Source organism: Lysinibacillus sp. Ag94 (assembly GCF_023242215.1).
Classification (GTDB): domain Bacteria; phylum Bacillota; class Bacilli; order Bacillales_A; family Planococcaceae; genus Lysinibacillus.
This window is the reverse complement of sequence record NZ_CP096780.1, coordinates 3594074-3612626: the sequence shown is the minus strand read 5'-3', so window position 1 is coordinate 3612626 and position 18553 is coordinate 3594074. Positions and strand designations below refer to the sequence as shown.

Below are 18553 nucleotides of genomic sequence, written 5' to 3'. Positions count from 1 at the left end.
AAAAAATTTCAAGTGCTTGGCTAAATAATAGCCTCCCCAGCATGGGGCTTCAACGAAATGAATAATTGTTTCCTACAAGGTATACCTCTGTTAGGAAAGAATCTATTATTCTCTGTACTAGCATATCAAAAAAAGGGAAAAATCGCATGGATAGCGAATAAAAATGATGTAGCACAATATGTACTGCTGGGAGGAAACTTATATGGAAATTAGTTATCATGGACATTCAGTTGTTAAAATTCAATCAAATGGGAAAACAATATTAATAGATCCATTCATTAACGGGAATGGGCTAACAGATTTAAAGGTTGCTGATGAGGCTCCGGATATTATTTTACTTACACATGGTCATAATGATCATGTCGGTGATACAGTCGAGCTTGCGAAGAAAAAAGACGCGCTTGTCATTGCACCGAATGAGCTAGCTAATTGGATTTCTTGGCAAGGTGTGAAAACGCATCCAATGCATATAGGGGGAGCTAAGGAATTTGATTTTGGTAAAGTGAAGTTCACGCAAGCGTTCCACGGTTCGTCATTTGTAACAGAAAATAATGAAATTATATATATGGGGATGCCTGCTGGAATTTTATTATTTATCGAAGACTTAACGATTTATCATGCAGGGGATACCGCTTTGTTTAGTGATATGAAATTAATTGGAGAGCGCCATCCTATTGATATTGCATTTTTACCGATTGGTGATAATTTTACGATGGGCCCAGAGGATGCGGCTTGTGCAGTTTCATTTTTGAAGCCGAAAATTGTTGTACCAATTCATTATAATACATTCCCTCCAATCGAGCAGGATCCACAAATTTTTGCAGATTTAGTGCAAGATGCAGAGGTTCAAATTTTAAAAGTAGGTGAAAAAGTTAACTGTTCCTAATTTGTGACACTGCTGTACTATATGAGTTGGCACCACGTGCGTAGTTGAAACGATGGGAAAAGTAAAACAAATTATCATTTTATATTAAATATTTTAATAAAAAATATGGTACACTAAGAGCAGAATTTGATGCTTGAGAAATAGGTGATATTTTGTCTACAAAACATGAGAGAATTTTACAATACATCGAATCATTACCCGTAGGTGATAAAATTTCAGTACGTCAAATTGCAAAGGAGATGCAGGTGAGTGAAGGAACGGCATACCGTGCTATTAAAGAAGCGGAAAATCGCCGTTTAGTAAGCTCTATTGAACGTGTTGGAACAATTCGTATTGAGAAGAAAAAGAAAGAAAATATTGAGCGATTAACCTTCGCTGAAATAGTTAACATTATAGACGGCCAAGTTTTAGGTGGAAAAACAGGTCTACATAAAACGTTAACGAAATTTGTTATTGGTGCCATGCAATTAGAAGATATGATGCGTTATACAGATGCTGGAAGCTTGCTCATCGTTGGTAACCGTATAAAAGCACATGAAAATGCACTGCGAGCTGGTGCTGCTGTTTTAATTACAGGGGGCTTTGATACAACTGAGGAAAACAAGTTACTTGCAGATTCCTTGGACTTACCGATTATTTCAACAAGCTATGATACCTTTACCGTAGCAACAATGATTAACCGTGCAATTTATGACCAGTTAATCAAAAAAGATATTTTATTTATTGAAGATATTTATGTGCCGATGACCGATACTTCTGTTCTTCGAAATGATGAAACAATTCATCATTTCCAAAAGCTAAATGAACGAACAACTCATGGTGCATTTCCTGTTGTTACAGCAAACAATAAGCTTGTTGGGATGATCACCGTAAAAGACGTTATTGGTCGAGAAGAAACCGAGCTAATTGATAAGGTTATGACAAAAAATCCGATTGCTGGATCGATGAAAATGAGCGTTGCTTCTGCAGGACATCGTATGATTTGGGAAGGGATTGACCTATTACCAATTGTGGATGATGACAATATTTTGCAAGGTGTGATTAGTCGACAAGATGTACTAAAAGCGCTTCAGCTTGCTCAAAGACAACCGCAGCATGGTGAAACGATTGATGATTTAGTGAAAAACGAGATGAAGGTACTTGGCGATGAAGAATTGATCGTAGAATTTAAAGTAACACCACAAATGACAAACCAATATGGTGCAATTTCTTATGGAGCATTCACAACTTTGTTAGCGGAAGTTGGCTCATTCGCATTAAAGCGCCGTAAACGTGGGGATGCAGTTGCCGAAAACATGACGATTTATTTCATTAAGCCTGTGCAAATGGAAAGTACACTTACTGTAAAGCCTCGAATATTAGATATGAGTCGTAAGTTTGTGAAAATGGACTTCGAAGTGTTTAATCAACAAATGCTTGTTGGGAAGGCTATGATGATGTTCCAACTACTGGAACGTTAAGAAAACGCAAAAAGGGATGGTCTAGGGTAAATGCTAGACCATCCCTTTCACTTCTTTCAGCGGGTGTCACGGAATCGGAGGGGAGTTATTAGTCTATAATAGCTAACTGACCTACATCGGTGCCACTCCCCCTACGCTTTCGTACTAAAAAACACCTGATGGCATAAGCACAAAGCCGATTCCAAACGTAATTATGCCGGTGCATAATTGATTATTTATTGGTTAATTCGGTACTCCTCGTCAACAAATTGACCGTAGTGGCGAACCCTTTTAATATTTTCTATAACAACAAAGATGCCTAAAACGATAAGAATTGCTACAATAATAAATGTATATAACCCAGGGAATAAATAGGCTTGGTTTAAACCAAATAAAAGGATAAATGCACCGAAACTTACATTGGCTTTGCTTTTGTACCAATTTTTAGCGATTGGTAATGAAGAACGAAACTGTTTTGTTTTAAAATAAAAATAAAAAACAAATGATATGATTATTGCAAATACAAATATTAAATTGAGCATAGTAAACCTCCTAGCATAACTAGTCATTATTGTAACGATATTTAGAGAAAAATGCTAACGGTTATTACTATCAATTTGGGGGAAATTAATTTGAAAAGACAAATCATCGACACAATTGCTTCATATGAAACAATCATTATCCATCGCCATGTGCGACCAGATCCAGACGCATATGGATCTCAGCAAGGGTTAAAAGAGCTTATTTTAGCAAATTATCCGGAAAAGAAGGTTTTTGCTGTAGGTGAGCATGATGAATCTTTATCATTTTTAGCATATCCAGATTCTATTACGGATGATATATACGACGATGCTTTAGTTATAGTGACAGATACGGCTAATACTGAACGAGTTGACGATCAACGCTATACAAAAGGAAAAATGATGATAAAAATAGATCACCATCCAAATGATGATCCGTATGGTGATTTACTATGGGTGGATACGAATGCGAGCTCTTGTAGTGAAATGATTTATGAGCTTTTTGAGGAAGGGAAACAAGTAGCAAACTGGATTTTACCCGATGCCTCCGCTAGATTATTATTTGCGGGTATTGTAGGGGATACAGGACGTTTCCAATTCCCTAGTACGACCGTAAAAACGTTTAAAATTGCAGGAGAGCTTATTACATATAATTTTGATCGAAATCAAATTTTCGATGGAATGTATGAAATGGAGCAAAAGCTTTTAAATTTACAGGGCTATATTTATCAAAATTTCAAAATGGATGCGTATGGAGCAGCACATATCAAGCTGACAAAGGAATTGCTGGCAGAATTCAATGTTGTACCGTCAGAGGCGTCATTGTTAGTTGGCTGTCTTGGAAGTGTGAAAGGTATTTGTGCATGGGTGGTTTTCATTGAAGAGGCCGATCAAATTCGAGTGCGTTTACGTTCAAAAGGTCCTATCATTAACACTTTGGCGAAGGAATTTAACGGTGGAGGGCACCCTCTTGCATCTGGGGCTACAGCCTACTCATGGGAAGAAGCAGAGCGTGTAATAACACGATTACAGGAAATTTGTAAGGCGTATCAATAAAGCGGTTGCTTTATTGATGTAAACTTAGAAAGGAAGGGATTCATTTGACACATGTATACACGAAAATGCATACGAGTGCGGATTTATTGAAAAGTACGATTCGTCTTGAACAATTGATCCCTTTTTTACAAGAGCAAAATACTCAGGCCTGTGCAATCGTCAATTCAAAATTGTACGGGCTTTTGCCTTTTTGTAAAGCATTGCAGCAAGCGAATATTCATGCTGTAATAGGGCTCACGATAAATGTACAGTGGCAAGAAAGAAAGGTTCCACTTGTGCTCTATGCTCAGACGCAAGAAGGCTACCAGCATCTTTTAAAGATTAGTAGTGCAGTTTCAATTCGAGAAGATGAGGCACTTCCTTGGAAATGGCTTGAAGGATATGCGGCAGGCTGTGTGGCATTACTTTCTTCGGATAACTTAATAGAAATTGAGGATTGGACTGAAGTAGCAAGTGCTCTAAACAAGGTATTTGGTAACCGTTTATTTATGGGTATAGCAAGACCTGCAGGGATGATAGCAGAAAAAGAAGAAGCGTATGTAGCATGGTGTGAAACGATGAACATAACTGTAGTTGCCTCTCACAGCTGCTATTTTTTACGTCCAGAAGATCATTTTGCCTTTGAGGTTGCAAGAGCAATAGATTCAGGTGACAAGATTACCGATACAATGTTATCAGCTCAATTACAAGGTTATTTCGCTCCAACGAAAGAGGAATGGCAAAGTTGGTTTGCTGATCATCCAGAATGGCTTGAGTCTAGTGCAATGATGCTTGCTAGCTGTACGGCGGAAATTCCTGAAATGCACGTACAAATGCCTAAATTTCCTGTCCCAACAGGTGAAACAGCCGAAAGCCTACTTGTCAAAAAGGTTTTTGCAGGATTGGCAGAACGTTTAAAGCAAACTGAAATTCCTCAAGTTTATCGGGAGCGACTTCAATATGAGCTTGAAATTATTTGTGCAATGGGCTTTGCAGATTATTTTTTAATTGTTGCAGATTTCATGCATTTTGCTAAAGAAAACCGTATTTTAACGGGTCCCGGTCGTGGTTCATCGGCGAGTTCGCTTGTTGCTTATAGCTTATCTATAACGCAAGTAGATCCATTAGTTTACGGCTTATTATTTGAACGATTTTTAAACCCTGAACGTGTTACACTGCCAGATATTGATATCGATTTTGTCGACAGTAAAAGACAAAAAGTTATTCAATATGTCGCTCAGAAATATGGCAAGGCAAATGTAGCGCAAATTATTACGTTTGGTACTTTATCTGCTAAGGCTGTTGCTAGAGATGTTGCCCGTGTTTTTGGTTTTGACGCTGAAACAATGGAGAAAATTTCAAAAATGATTCCGAATAAACCGGGGATAACATTGCAAAAAGCACTGGCCGAATCACAAGGTTTACAAGGCTGGCTAGCCGAGGATGAAAAACATCGGCGCTGGTTTGAAGTGGCGTTAAAACTAGAAGGGTTGCCAAGAAATTCTTCTACTCACGCGGCTGGGATTGTGCTGTCGCCTTCACCATTAGTCAATACGATACCGATTGAAGAGGGCCATGATGGCGTATATTGTACGCAATGGCCGATGGGAGATGTAGAAGCTAGTGGGCTTGTCAAAATGGATTTTCTAGGATTGCGCAACCTGACAATTTTAGAGCAGATTCGTTGGTCGATTTATAAAGCTGGCGGTCCTTGGATCGAGTTTGAGCTTATCCCCATGCAAGATGAAAAGACATTTCAACTTCTTCAAATGGGCGATACATTAGGAATTTTTCAATTAGAATCGGAAGGTATGAAGCAAGCTTTACGTGATATTCATCCAAATCATTTTTTAGATATAGTGGCAGTCAACGCGTTATATCGCCCGGGTCCAATGGATTTTATTCCTGTATATGCAAAACGAAAAGCAGGAAGAGAATCGGTTACTATGCTCCATCCAGCGTTAGAACCTATATTACGTGAGACGTTTGGTGTCATAATTTACCAAGAGCAGATTATGCAAATTGCTTCGGTGCTGGCTGGTTTTACGATGGGACAAGCAGACTTACTGCGTCGGGCAGTAAGTAAGAAAAATCGTCAAGTATTAGAGGAGCAACGTGCCGCATTTGTAGAGGGAGCAATGAAGCAAGGCTTTGACGTTCATGTGGCAGAAGAAGTGTATGCATTAATTGTGCGCTTTGCAGACTATGGGTTCCCTAAAAGCCATGCTGTCGCATACAGCGTTATTTCCTACCAAATGGCTTATTTAAAAGCACATTTCCCACAAAGCTTTTATACAGCACTTTTATCAAATGCAACAGGAAATGTGGAGAAAATTCTACAGGTTGTGAGTGAGGCGAAAGAGAAGGGGATTCCATTTTATCCACCGTCATTAAAACAGAGTACAAAGTTTTTTACTGTTGAAAAGGATGGAATTCGCTATAGTTTATCGGGAATAAAGGGAGTGCCTCATACATTTATAGAGAAGGTAAATGCCTTACGCCAAACGAATGCAGAAGCATTTGATAATTTATTTGACTTAGCAGTTGCTTTAAGTGCGCAGCATTTTAAACCAAAAGTAATGGAATCTTTAATTTTTGCTGGAGCTCTTGATTATATAGGTAAAGATCGTGCTGTACTAATAGCTACATTGGAGGCAGCCTTAAAGCATGCTGAACTGCTAAGACCAACTGAAGATATTGATATCGAATCTGCTACTGCCTTTAGTTTTGGTAAGCCGAAGTATATGGAAGCGGAAGCGATGCCACAAAAGGAAAAATTACTTCATGAAAAGGAAAGTCTTGGTTTTTATATTTCTGCACATCCGGTCTCAGAGGAAAGAGCTTTTTGGAATGAAGTAAATAGTACGTGCCGAGAGTTGAAGCATGCTCGTGAGGGAACGTATGTAAAAATGATTGGCATAATAGAAGAAGTAAAAAAAATACGCACAAAAAAAGGTGAGCAAATGGCTTTTGTTCAGCTTCAGGATGAGTTTGGAACGGTATCTGTAACCTTATTCCCGCAAGTTTTCCATCTTGTTCAAGAGCTGTTACTAGTAGACGAAATGCTTTACATTGAGGGAACTCTTGAAAGGCGCTTTGGTAAACCTCAAGTGAAAGTAAAACATGCGCAAACGACGAAAAGAATATGAAATTCAAGAAAAATTTAGAAACTGCATAATCTTTTATGCAGTTTTTTCTTTACTTTTTAATAATTATTTTGTAAGCTAGAGTCAATGTTGAAAAGTGGTCAGACCACTTTTGTCTTCATTCAGTAGAGATTCCATCTTTTGAACGTTTCATAGGTATCCAAACATCTGCTGAATGAAGATAAAGCCTTTGGATGCATCGTTTATCTCAGCTATAAATAATCTAAGGCAAAATTGATAGAACGAGGAGTTGATCGTATGGATAAAAAAACCGAACAAAAGAAAGTTTTTTTAGATATCGTCCAACAATTACGACAACTTATTAAATTAGAAAAAATACAGGCTGGTGAAAAGCTACCTTCCGAACGAGTCCTTTCAGAACGTCTAGGTGTCGGGCGATCCTCCGTGAGAGAGGCATTGCGAAGCTTAGAGTTGTTAGGTCTTATTGAAACGAAACATGGGGGAGGTACTTTCCTAGCTTCCACACATAAACATCAGCTAGTGGAAATACTGTCGATGTTTATATTAGAAGATGAGAAATCAAAAAAGGATGTCGAATTAACGCGAGAAATTCATGAAAAGGAAGCTATTCGCGTAATAAGTTGTACAGAGACTCTGCGAACACTACCTGTGTGGGACAGTTTTTTTGTAAAGCTAGAGATAGAAAGTGCGATTAATTGTCGGGACGTTTTACGGGAAATAATAATCACGTCAGGAAATCGTCTTTCACTAAAAGTATGGTTTCAGTTAGTAGTTTATGACGGTGACCGATTAAATCGAAATTCAACAGAAGAAGAAAAATTAATCATTCAAACAATGTTGAAATCGATGCAGCTAGGATATGAAAAAGAAGCATTAAAAGCTTACGAGCAATGGATGAAGATTGTACGAAGTAATTAGACAACAAAGGGGGAGTCAAACATGGCAATTCGCAGCTTATTTACGAAAAAGAAAGAGGATGGACAAGAAAAGGGATTTCCAGAAGGACTTATGACAAAATGTCCAGAATGCCGTCACATTCAATTAACGAAGGAATTAGAAAAAAATAATAAAGTATGCTCGAAATGTGACCATCATTTCAAAATGACAGCACAGGAGCGCGTTGCATGCTTTTTAGATGAAGGTTCATTTGTTTCAATGGACGATCATTTACAAACAAGTAATCCGCTCAATTTCCCTGCTTATGTTGAAAAAATTTCAGCGGATCAACAAAAAACGGGATTAAATGAAGCTGTACTGACAGGAATAGGCACCCTTGATGGAGAAGAAATTGTAGTAGCAATTATGGATTCTCATTTCCGTATGGGTTCAATGGGCTCAGTTGTCGGAGAAAAAATTACACGTGCCATTGAAAAAGCTACTGAATTACGTGTACCGTTTATTATCTTTACTGCAAGTGGCGGAGCGCGCATGCAAGAAGGCGTACTATCATTAATGCAAATGGCAAAAACGAGTGTTGCATTAAAACGTCATAGTGATGAGGGTCTATTGTTTATTTCAATACTCACGCATCCTACAACAGGTGGCGTTTCTGCGAGCTTTGCCTCTGTTGGAGATATTAATATTGCGGAGCCACAAGCATTAATTGGCTTTGCTGGTCGTCGTGTAATTGAAGAAACAGTAAGAGAAAAACTACCAAGTGATTTCCAAACGGCAGAATTTTTACTAGCACATGGTCAGCTTGATGCCATTTTCCATCGAAAAGATTTACGAAACCAAGTAGCAGTGCTTGTAAAAATGCATACGAAAGGCGGCGTGCAACATGTCTAAAAATTTAGCTTTTGAAGAACCAGTAGTACAATTACGTGAAAAAATTGATGAATTAAAAACGATTGCTACCGAAGCAGATGTAGATATGACAGGCGAAATCGAAAAGCTTGAAACACGTCTAACACAGCTTGAACAATCTATTTACGCCAATATGAAGCCGTGGGATCGCGTACAGGTTGCCAGACATCCAGAACGACCAACAACTTTACAATATATAGAGGCTATGTGTGAAAACTTTATTGAGTTACATGGTGATCGTACATTTGGTGATGATGCAGCTATTCTTGGAGGAATTGCTTTTTTTGAGGGACAGCCGATAACAATTATTGGACACCAACGCGGAAAATCTACTAAGGAAAACATCCGTCGAAATTTTGGTATGCCACACCCTGAAGGATATCGTAAGGCATTACGCTTAATGAAACAGGCTGAGAAGTTTAAGCGTCCAATTATTTGTTTTATTGATACGAAAGGTGCTTATCCGGGTAAAGCAGCTGAAGAACGCGGTCAAAGTGAAGCGATTGCTAGAAATCTCGTCGAAATGGCGGGCTTAACAGTGCCGGTTATTTCTATCGTTATTGGGGAAGGCGGAAGCGGCGGTGCGCTTGCATTAGGTGTAGCAAATCGTGTCTTTATGTTAGAGAACTCAACTTATTCGGTTATCTCGCCAGAAGGGGCTGCATCGATTTTATGGCGTGATGGTAGCCTAGCGAAGCAAGCAGCAGAAGCAATGCGTATAACAGCACCTGACTTAAAAGAGCTTGGTGTTATTGATGGAATTATCCCTGAGATTACAGGTGGAGCACATCGCAATGTAGCGAAACAAGCACTTAATATAAAAGAATGTATAAGTGATACACTTAAAGCATTGAATTGTTTAAATGGCCAACAATTAATTGAAGACCGTTATGAGAAATTTAAAAAGATTGGACAATATACAGAAGCTTAAATTACAGTTTTAAGTTTTTGGATATGTAAATTTGCTCGAAAATAGTTAGAAATTATAATTCATATTCATAAAAAATAAGAGTGAATAGCACAAAAAAATATGTGAAATATATTGAATGAATGTTAAATTTCGGATATTTTTGAATAGAAAGAGTGTGTGAAAGCGCATTCTTTTTATTTTTTATGTAAAAGTTATGTTTTTCTAGCCTCAGAACCCTTACATAGTTTGTTTTTTCATGTTAATGTGAATAATAATAGTATCTGCAGGAGGTTCGACAATGAAAAAAATTGCCGTATTAACAAGTGGTGGAGATGCGCCAGGAATGAATGCAGCCATTCGTGCAGTCGTTCGTAAAGCAGCATATCATGGAATTGATGTTGTCGGAATTAAGCATGGCTATGATGGCTTAATAAAAGGTAATATGGAAAATCTCGATTTAGGTTCAGTAGGTGGCATTATTCAACGTGGTGGTACCCATTTAAATTCAGCAAGATGTCCTGAATTTAAAGAAGACGCTGTTCAGCAGCGAGGCATTGATAATATGCGTGAAGCTGGCATTGAAGGACTAGTCGTTATTGGTGGAGATGGTTCTTACCGTGGAGCTATGGATTTAGTGAAAAAAGGCTTTCCTGTTGTAGGCGTACCAGGAACAATTGATAACGACGTACCTGGAACCGAGTATACTATAGGATTCGATACTGCACTAAATACAGTCGTGGAATCGATTGATAAAATCCGAGATACAGCAACTTCCCATGAAAATTCCTTTATAGTTGAGGTAATGGGACGAGATGCAGGGGACATTGCTTTATGGGCAGGTCTTGCAGCTGGTGCTGAAACAGTTCTAATTCCAGAAGAAGATTATAATTTGGATGACATTGTGGCACGCTTAGATCGTGGTGCAGCTCGCGGTAAAAAGCATAGCATTATTATCGTCGCTGAAGGTGTCATGTCTGGTAACGAATTGGCGAAGCTTTTATATGAAAAAACAGGAAAAGAAACGCGTGTTTCTGTTCTTGGACATATCCAACGTGGCGGTTCACCTACTGCGCGTGATCGTGTTTTAGCGAGTCAATTTGGTGCACATGCAGTTGAATTGCTGATGGAAGGAAAATCTGGCAGGGCGGTAGGTATCCGCAATCATCAAGTTATTGACTACGATATGCCTGAGGCTTTCGAAAAAAATCATGAGGCAGATGTAAGTTTATATACTTTAATGAAAGAACTATCAATATAATTTGTCATAAAAACGGAGTGGGCAGAAAATGAGAAAAACAAAAATCGTATGTACAATTGGTCCGGCAAGTGAGTCACCAGAAGTTTTAGAGAAACTAATTGAAGCAGGTATGAATGTAGCCCGCTTAAACTTTTCACATGGTTCTCATGAGGAGCACGAAGTACGTATTAATTTAATTCGCGAAGTAGCACAAAAACTTGGGAAACCAGTTGGGATTTTACTCGACACAAAAGGTCCAGAAATTCGTACGCATAATATGAAAAACGGAGAATTGCATTTAGCAGCAGGGCAAGTAATTGATATTTCAATGACTGAAGTTGAAGGAACTGAGTCAAGCTTCTCTGTAACGTACGATCGTTTAATCGAGGACGTTGAGCAAAACTCAATTATTTTATTAGATGATGGACTTATTCAATTACGTGTATTAGCAAAAGATATGGAAAAAGGACTTATTCATACGATTGTTGAAAATGCAGGTATCTTAAAAAATAAAAAGGGTGTTAACGTGCCGGGCGTTTCTGTACAGCTTCCTGGAATTACAGAAAAAGATGCACAGGACATTCTATTCGGTATTAAACAAGGTGTTGATTTTATTGCAGCCTCGTTCGTTCGTCGAGCAAAGGATGTATTAGAAATTCGAGAATTACTTGAACAAAATGGTGGTAACCACATTCAAATTATCCCGAAAATCGAAAACCAAGAGGGTGTCGATAATATCGATGAAATCATCTTAGTTTCAGATGGATTAATGGTAGCGCGTGGTGACCTAGGCGTAGAAATTCCGGCAGAAGAAGTACCACTTGTACAAAAGAAATTAATTTTAAAATGTAATCAAGTAGGTAAACCAGTTATTACAGCTACACAAATGTTAGATTCGATGCAGCGTAATCCACGTCCAACTCGAGCAGAGGCTAGTGACGTAGCAAACGCAATTATCGATGGTACAGATGCAATTATGTTGTCTGGTGAAACGGCAGCCGGGCTTTATCCAGTAGAGTCCGTACAAACAATGAATAAAATCGCACAGCGTACAGAAAATTCATTAGACTATAAGGCAATCGTCTCTACACGTAGTCGTGAAAAAGAGGCAAACATGACTGAGGCGATTTCTCAGGCAGTAGCATACACTTCGATTAACTTAGGTGTGAAGGCAGTACTAGCACCAACAGAAAGTGGTAACACAGCTAGAATGATTGCAAAATATCGTCCTGGTGTACCGATTGTCGCTGTGACAGGTTCTACTAATACAGCTCACGCATTAACATTAGTTTGGGGTGTGAACCCAGTTGTATGTCAACGAGTTACGACAACAGATGAAATTTTAGAACTAGCTGTTGATGAAAGCTTGAAGCATGGTTTCGTAACGCATGGTGATGCTGTTGTCATTACGGCAGGTGTACCAGTTGGTGAAGCAGGTACTACTAACTTAATGAAGGTACACATCATCGGAGATTTATTAGCTCGTGGTCAAGGAATTGGTAAAGCTTCAGTAGTAGGTAAAACAGTTGTTGCCAAAAATGCTGCAGAGGCACTAGCATATGATACAGACGGATGCATTTTAGTAACGGTTGGCTCAGATCGTGATATGATGCCAGCACTTGAAAATTGTATTGGTTTGATTACAGAGGAGGGCGGGCTAACAAGTCATGCAGCGGTTGTAGGGCTAAGCCTTGGTATCCCTGTTATCGTCGGAGTAAAAGAAGCGACTACATTGATTCGCCACGGTCAAGAAATTACAATGGATGCTGAAACAGGCGTTATTTACAAAGGGCATGCAAGTGTTCTATAATCTATAATATAAAGCTCTAGTGCAACTAATTGCACTAGAGCTTTTCTTATAGTAAAGAAGTAAATAGCATTTTGCCTAGTTTAAACTTACTTTACTAAATAAAAATTTCTCTCATGGAATGAGATTTACTATAAAAAGAATAACGTCATCGTCTCCTTAAATTGGACCCATTATTTTTTAAATGAAACTTAATGGGCTATAATAACGTATAAAAGGTATAGCCTTTTCAACTAGAAAGGAGATAATATGAGAAAAATACTTCTTGGTTTCATTGTCTATGGATTAGCCGAGTTGGCGTTATTAATAGTAATTGGTCAAAATTTTGGTGTTCTAAATACATTATTGCTTATAGTCGCTACGAGTATTATAGGTATTTATATAGTGAAAAATAAAGGTATGAATTCGGTACAAAAGGTAAAAAATACGATAGCACGCGGAGAAGCTCCAGGGCCAGCATTAGTTGACACAGTTTTAAATTTCAGTGGTGGTGTACTTCTAGCATTACCGGGTTTTATAACTGATCTTGTTGGTTTATTATTACTTATGCCTTTTTCTCGTAAAATGTTCCAGCCAATCTTTTATTATTGGATGCGGAAAAAAATGAAAAAGGGTCATTTTATCATCGTTCAAAAATAGCATTATCTTTTAGTTTAACCGCTAAAAATAAAAATATAGGGCTCAGTAAAATGCCGTAAAAACCAAATAATAATATAGAGGCAGCACTGATGAAAAAAGTATGGAATGTACGTAATTGTAATGTATTTGACCAAAGCATGGATTCAGCTAGCTGCCTTGTTAATTGAACGAAGAGATACAAAAGTAAAATAGCTGCACATAAAAAGGTATTGCCTTTTAAGTAAAAATAAACGCTCATGGGTACAAGGAATACGCCAATCCCGAAGAACGGAAGTACATCTGCAAATGCAACTATAAAAGCTTTAATGATGGCTTGTTCAAATTGGAGAATCATAAATCCCGCACAAAGAATGAGCAGTGTAATTGTGAATAGCTGAAACTCTACGTACAAAAAGTAATGAAATAGCTGCATTATTTTAGAAAAATGCTTCTGCCATTCATTGCGGAATTTTTTTGGCACATATTGAAAAAACCAATAGCGGGATTTGCGCGTTTCTAATAGGGCGAAATAGTAAGCAACAAGGAATATAAATACTTCAATTACATGCTTCATGAATAGCTGGAAAATATTAGCTGTGTATAAGAAGATAGAATCGAAAATAGAAAGCGATTTTTCCTTTAAAACTTGGATGAACATTGATTCATATTCAGTAAAAAGCGGGAAATTTTGCAATGTATTTCTGATTTCAGGGAAGACAAGAATAATACTGTTTATCGTTATGATAACGAGAAGAAAAACGCAAGCTAGTATAAGTGCTTCCACAATAATTGCTGCAAGCCAATAGGTAATTCTACAATAAGAATGAAGGAATTTTATGATAGGATAAGTGGAAAAAGATAAAAATATCGCAAGTGATACAGGCAATACGAACCACAATATTACCAAATAGAATATAAAAAATAAAATACTTATAGTTCTTTCGTATGAAAAATATTTAATATTCCTCATTTTTACAAATTCACCCCGTTTCAAATGATAATTTAAAATTGAAATGCGCAAAAGAATCTCTTTTAAAACTCATTTATAATCGCTCGTGCACCTTTTTCTTTATTCGGAGGTTTTTCATTCACAAAGCTGTCAAAAATGATTATAATAGCAATGTAAGCGATTAACTTAATGGTTCATATGAGCAAAAAACGTAAATGCGAGCTAATAACTGCATTTACCACTAAAAAATATATTATGAGGGAGCGATAATTTATGTCAGCAACTAAAGGTTTAGAAGGTATCGTAGCAGCGGAATCTAAAATCAGTTCAATTATCGATGACACACTTACATATGTTGGTTACAACATTGATGATTTAGCAGAGAATGCGTCATTCGAAGAGGTAATTTATTTATTATGGCATACTCGTTTACCAAAAGCGGACGAGCTAGCTGAATTAAAACAACAATTGGCAGACAACATGTCTATTCCACAAGCAATTGTAGAGCAATTCAAAACATACCCACTTTCAACTGTACATCCAATGGCTGCACTACGTACTGCAGTATCTTTACTTGGTGTATTCGATGAAGAAGCGGATGTTATGGATACAGAAGCTAACTACCGTAAAGCAATCCGTTTACAAGCTAAAATTGCTACAGTAGTTACTGCATTTGCGCGTGTTCGTAAAGGTTTAGAGCCAGTTGCGCCAAAACCAGAATTAGGATATGCAGCAAACTTCTTATACATGCTTAAAGGTGAAGAGCCAGCAGCAATCGAAGTGGAAGCATTCGACAAAGCATTAGTATTACATGCTGATCACGAATTAAATGCATCTACATTCACAGCACGTGTATGTGTAGCTACATTATCAGATGTTTATTCTGGTGTAACTGCAGCTATCGGTGCATTAAAAGGACCACTTCATGGTGGTGCAAATGAGCAAGTTATGAAAATGTTAACTGAAATCGGCTCACTAGAAAACGTTGAATCTTATATTCAAAATAAATTAGATAACAAAGAAAAAATCATGGGCTTCGGTCACCGTGTATACCGCAAAGGCGACCCACGTGCACCACACTTACGTGTAATGTCACAAAAATTAACTGAGCTAACTGGTAAACCAGAGCTTTATGAAATGTCAGTTAAAATCCATGACATGATCGTAGAACAAAAGAAATTACCTGCAAACGTAGACTTCTTCTCTGCGTCAGTGTATGATTCTTTAGGTATTGATCATGACCTATTCACACCAATTTTCGCAGTGTCACGTACTTCTGGTTGGGTAGCTCATATTTTAGAGCAATATGCTAACAACCGCCTAATCCGTCCACGTGCAGAGTATGTTGGACCAGGCATGCAAAAATATGTTCCAGTCAGCGAGCGCTAATTCGGAAAATATGCTAGAATATTTGGGACTGTGTTACTGAAAACACAGTCCTATGATTATGAATTTAGGAGGCAACATCAATGTCAAACAAAATTGTAGTTGAAAATGGCGTACTTAATGTACCAAACAATCCAGTAATTCCTTTCATCGAAGGTGACGGAATTGGTCCAGATATTTGGGCTGCAGCATCACGCGTAATCGACGCAGCTGTAGAAAAAGCTTACAACGGTGAAAAGAAAATCGAATGGTTAGAAGTTTTAGCTGGTGAAAAAGCATTCAACCAAACTGGTGAATGGTTACCACAAGAAACTTTAGACAAAATTAACGAATACCTAATCGCAATCAAAGGTCCTCTTACTACGCCAATCGGTGGTGGTATCCGCTCTCTAAACGTAGCATTACGTCAACAGCTTGACCTATATGTATGCTTACGTCCAGTACGTCACTTTGATGGAGTACCTTCTCCAGTTAAACGTCCAGAAGATGTTGATATGGTTATCTTCCGCGAAAACACAGAAGACATCTACGCTGGTATTGAATTCGAATCTGGTTCTGAACAAGCACAAAAAATCATCAACTTCCTACAAACTGAATTTGGTGTTAACAAAATCCGCTTCCCAGAAACTTCTGGTATCGGTGTAAAACCTGTATCTAAAGAAGGTACTGAGCGTTTAGTACGTTCAGCTATCGAATACGCTATTAATCATAAACGCCCATCTGTTACTTTAGTACACAAAGGTAACATCATGAAATTCACTGAAGGTGGATTCAAAAAATGGGGTTATGAATTAGCTGAAAAAGAATTTGCTGATCAAACATTCACTTGGAACCAATATGATGCTATTAAAGCTGAACAAGGTGAAGAAGCAGCAAACAAAGCACAAGCTGACGCTTTAGCAGCTGGTAAAATCTTAGTTAAAGATTCTATCGCTGATATCTTCTTACAACAAATTTTAACTCGTCCAAATGAGTTCGACGTAGTTGCTACAATGAACTTAAACGGTGACTATATTTCTGACGCATTAGCTGCTCAAGTTGGTGGTATCGGTATCGCTCCAGGCGCAAACATTAACTATGTAACTGGACACGCGATCTTCGAAGCTACTCACGGTACAGCTCCAAAATATGCTGGTCAAGATAAAGTAAACCCATCTTCAGTATTACTTTCAGGCGTATTAATGCTTGAGCACTTAGGATGGCAAGAAGCAGCTGACATGGTTACTAAATCTGTAGAGAAAACAATTTCTTCTAAAGTTGTAACTTACGACTTCGCTCGTTTAATGGACGGCGCTACAGAAGTAAAATGTTCAGAATTCGCTAATGAATTAATCAAAAACCTATAATTTTCTATTTTAAATAGAAATTATAGTTAAAGCGGAAGTATGTTCTGCCGATATAATTAGGGTGAAATGTAAATTTCTATTGACCTTAGCTTAATAAAATATTTACAATGAACTTGTTTAATCGAGGGAGGAGAATTTATTCTCCTCCCTTTTTTAAATTCTTTCAGTCGGTGTTTAAACATCCGCTGAAAGAAGCCTCCGGCGGATGTCACGGAATCGGAAAGCAGTTCTTTGTGCTTGCACAAAACCGGTTCCTGACACAATTTATGCCGAGGCATAATTGATTATATAACCTAATTTTAAAGGAGCGTATTCGAATGTCTCTGAAACGAAAAAAAATCTCAGTAATCGGTAGCGGTTTTACTGGCGCTACTGCAGCATTTTTAGCAGCTCAAAAAGAACTTGGTGATGTAGTGTTAGTGGATATTCCTCAAGCTGAAAATCCAACAAAGGGTAAAGCTTTAGATATGTGGGAAGCTGCACCGGTGCAAGGCTATGATTCTTATGTTAAAGGTACTTCTAATTATGCAGATACTGCAGATTCTGATGTAGTAATCATCACTGCTGGCGTTGCACGTAAACCAGGTATGAGCCGTGACGATCTTGTTCAAATTAACCAAGATGTAATGAAAGCAGTTTCTAAGGAAATTGCTAAATACTCACCAAATGCAACAATCCTCGTTCTTACAAACCCAGTTGATGCAATGACTTACACAGTATTCAAAGAAACTGGTTTCCCTAAAAATCGTGTAATAGGTCAATCGGGTGTACTTGATACAGCTCGTTTCTGTGCGTTTGTAGCTGAAGAACTGAATATCTCAGTAAAAGACATCACAGGTTTTGTGTTAGGTGGTCATGGCGATACAATGGTGCCACTTACTCGCTACTCATTCGCTGGTGGTATTCCATTAGAATCATTAATTCCAGCAGATCGTCTTGAAGAGATAGTAGACCGTACACGTAAAGGTGGCGCTGAAATTGTTAACCTCCTTGGTAATGGTTCGGCATATTATGCTCCTTCCGCGGCGCTTATTGAAATGGCGGAAGCAATCATTAAAGACCAAAAACGTATCCTTCCATCAATTGCATACTTAGAAGGCGAATATGGCTACAATGATTTATATCTAGGTGTTCCGACATTATTAGGTGCAAATGGTATAGAAAAAATCTTTGAGCTTGATTTAACAGACAAAGAAAAAGCAGCTTTAGATAAATCGGCAGAGGCTGTCCGCGACGTTATGAAAGTTTTAGCTTAATAAAAGTTTATGAAATCGAGTGGGATTCATTCCTACTCGATTTTTTTAAGTAATGGGACATCGAAAAAATAAGAATAGTGCGTCAAAAAGGGGTAGAAAGTAGATATAGGTAATTAACGGAAACATGTAGGGTCCGCATACTGTAATGAAGATTATTATAATCAATGTTTGACAAGAGCTACAAAATACTATTGATAAAGGCCCAACGGATTTTTCTTCAACTCCCATG

The 18553-nt window shown here is 37.9% G+C and carries 15 protein-coding genes; 13 read left to right on the top strand and 2 right to left on the bottom strand.

From position 1 onward, the window contains the following. Positions 1 to 202: 202 nt before the first annotated feature. Together MY533_RS16890 and MY533_RS16885 are read left to right on the top strand one after the other, a co-directional pair. The gene (locus MY533_RS16890) at positions 203 to 886 is read left to right on the top strand and encodes a metal-dependent hydrolase (protein WP_248716880.1); all 684 of its coding nucleotides are present in this window, start codon (positions 203 to 205) and stop codon (positions 884 to 886) included. A 152-nt stretch (positions 887 to 1038) separates the two neighbouring features. Further along, a complete protein-coding gene (locus MY533_RS16885) occupies positions 1039 to 2346 on the top strand; it encodes a DRTGG domain-containing protein (RefSeq protein WP_132357203.1) in 1308 nt (435 codons plus the stop codon). 215 nt (positions 2347 to 2561) lie between these two features. Here MY533_RS16885 and MY533_RS16880 read toward each other — a convergent pair whose 3' ends face one another. After that, positions 2562 to 2867, bottom strand: a complete 306-nt coding sequence (locus tag MY533_RS16880) for a YtpI family protein (protein WP_132357202.1) — start codon at positions 2865 to 2867, stop codon at positions 2562 to 2564. Between the two features lie 90 nt (positions 2868 to 2957). Between MY533_RS16880 and MY533_RS16875 the strand changes: the two genes are divergently transcribed. The 8 genes from MY533_RS16875 to MY533_RS16840 all read left to right on the top strand — a co-directional run bounded on the left by MY533_RS16875 (position 2958) and on the right by MY533_RS16840 (position 13408). Further along, the gene (locus MY533_RS16875; RefSeq protein WP_248716879.1) at positions 2958 to 3902 is read left to right on the top strand and encodes a DHH family phosphoesterase; all 945 of its coding nucleotides are present in this window, start codon (positions 2958 to 2960) and stop codon (positions 3900 to 3902) included. Between the two features lie 44 nt (positions 3903 to 3946). After that, positions 3947 to 7030 (top strand): DNA polymerase III subunit alpha, encoded by a 3084-nt coding sequence (dnaE, locus tag MY533_RS16870; protein WP_248716878.1) that lies wholly within the window; start codon positions 3947 to 3949, stop codon positions 7028 to 7030. A 255-nt stretch (positions 7031 to 7285) separates the two neighbouring features. Beyond that, a complete protein-coding gene (locus MY533_RS16865; protein ID WP_248716877.1) occupies positions 7286 to 7927 on the top strand; it encodes a FadR/GntR family transcriptional regulator in 642 nt (213 codons plus the stop codon). Between the two features lie 21 nt (positions 7928 to 7948). Further along, positions 7949 to 8797 carry an acetyl-CoA carboxylase, carboxyltransferase subunit beta gene (accD, locus tag MY533_RS16860; protein WP_132357198.1) on the top strand — a complete coding sequence of 283 codons (849 nt, stop codon included), beginning with the start codon at positions 7949 to 7951 and terminating at the stop codon, positions 8795 to 8797. Further along, positions 8790 to 9746 (top strand): acetyl-CoA carboxylase carboxyltransferase subunit alpha, encoded by a 957-nt coding sequence (locus MY533_RS16855; RefSeq protein ID WP_132357197.1) that lies wholly within the window; start codon positions 8790 to 8792, stop codon positions 9744 to 9746. Before accD ends, MY533_RS16855 begins: the two co-directional genes overlap by 8 nt. A 277-nt stretch (positions 9747 to 10023) precedes the next feature. Continuing rightward, positions 10024 to 10983, top strand: a complete 960-nt coding sequence (gene pfkA / locus MY533_RS16850) for a 6-phosphofructokinase (protein WP_132357196.1) — start codon at positions 10024 to 10026, stop codon at positions 10981 to 10983. Positions 10984 to 11011: 28 nt separating this feature from the next. Beyond that, entirely contained in the window at positions 11012 to 12772 is a 1761-nt protein-coding gene (pyk, locus tag MY533_RS16845) for a pyruvate kinase (RefSeq protein WP_248716876.1), read from the top strand. Positions 12773 to 13018: 246 nt separating this feature from the next. Next, positions 13019 to 13408, top strand: a complete 390-nt coding sequence (locus MY533_RS16840; protein WP_248716875.1) for an FxsA family protein — start codon at positions 13019 to 13021, stop codon at positions 13406 to 13408. Here the strand turns inward: MY533_RS16840 and MY533_RS16835 are convergent. Beyond that, positions 13392 to 14357: an AI-2E family transporter gene (locus MY533_RS16835; RefSeq protein ID WP_248716874.1), complete on the bottom strand. Its 966-nt coding sequence runs from the start codon at positions 14355 to 14357 to the stop codon at positions 13392 to 13394. The genes MY533_RS16840 and MY533_RS16835 overlap by 17 nt on opposite strands. A gap of 252 nt (positions 14358 to 14609) precedes the next feature. Here MY533_RS16835 and citZ point away from each other — a divergent pair, with 252 nt between their 5' ends. From citZ to mdh, 3 genes are all read left to right on the top strand, one after another. Further along, positions 14610 to 15725, top strand: a complete 1116-nt coding sequence (citZ, locus tag MY533_RS16830) for a citrate synthase (RefSeq protein WP_132357192.1) — start codon at positions 14610 to 14612, stop codon at positions 15723 to 15725. A gap of 80 nt (positions 15726 to 15805) precedes the next feature. Next, positions 15806 to 17068 (top strand): NADP-dependent isocitrate dehydrogenase, encoded by a 1263-nt coding sequence (gene icd, locus MY533_RS16825; protein WP_132357191.1) that lies wholly within the window; start codon positions 15806 to 15808, stop codon positions 17066 to 17068. Positions 17069 to 17385: 317 nt separating this feature from the next. Beyond that, complete coding sequence (gene mdh / locus MY533_RS16820) at positions 17386 to 18324, top strand: malate dehydrogenase (RefSeq protein ID WP_132357190.1); 939 nt, start codon at positions 17386 to 17388, stop codon at positions 18322 to 18324. Positions 18325 to 18553 lie beyond the last annotated feature (229 nt).

Excerpts from the sequence above, each read along its gene's own strand:
- MY533_RS16890 (WP_248716880.1), top strand. The coding sequence starts at position 203 with ATGGAAATTAGTTATCATGGACATTCAGTTGTTAAAATTCAATCAAAT.
- MY533_RS16880 (WP_132357202.1), bottom strand. The coding sequence starts at position 2,867 with ATGCTCAATTTAATATTTGTATTTGCAATAATCATATCATTTGTTTTT.
- MY533_RS16865 (WP_248716877.1), top strand. The coding sequence starts at position 7,286 with ATGGATAAAAAAACCGAACAAAAGAAAGTTTTTTTAGATATCGTCCAA.
- accD (WP_132357198.1), top strand. The coding sequence starts at position 7,949 with ATGGCAATTCGCAGCTTATTTACGAAAAAGAAAGAGGATGGACAAGAA.
- MY533_RS16855 (WP_132357197.1), top strand. The coding sequence starts at position 8,790 with ATGTCTAAAAATTTAGCTTTTGAAGAACCAGTAGTACAATTACGTGAA.
- pfkA (WP_132357196.1), top strand. The coding sequence starts at position 10,024 with ATGAAAAAAATTGCCGTATTAACAAGTGGTGGAGATGCGCCAGGAATG.
- pyk (WP_248716876.1), top strand. The coding sequence starts at position 11,012 with ATGAGAAAAACAAAAATCGTATGTACAATTGGTCCGGCAAGTGAGTCA.
- MY533_RS16840 (WP_248716875.1), top strand. The coding sequence starts at position 13,019 with ATGAGAAAAATACTTCTTGGTTTCATTGTCTATGGATTAGCCGAGTTG.
- MY533_RS16835 (WP_248716874.1), bottom strand. The coding sequence starts at position 14,357 with ATGAGGAATATTAAATATTTTTCATACGAAAGAACTATAAGTATTTTA.
- citZ (WP_132357192.1), top strand. The coding sequence starts at position 14,610 with ATGTCAGCAACTAAAGGTTTAGAAGGTATCGTAGCAGCGGAATCTAAA.
- icd (WP_132357191.1), top strand. The coding sequence starts at position 15,806 with ATGTCAAACAAAATTGTAGTTGAAAATGGCGTACTTAATGTACCAAAC.
- mdh (WP_132357190.1), top strand. The coding sequence starts at position 17,386 with ATGTCTCTGAAACGAAAAAAAATCTCAGTAATCGGTAGCGGTTTTACT.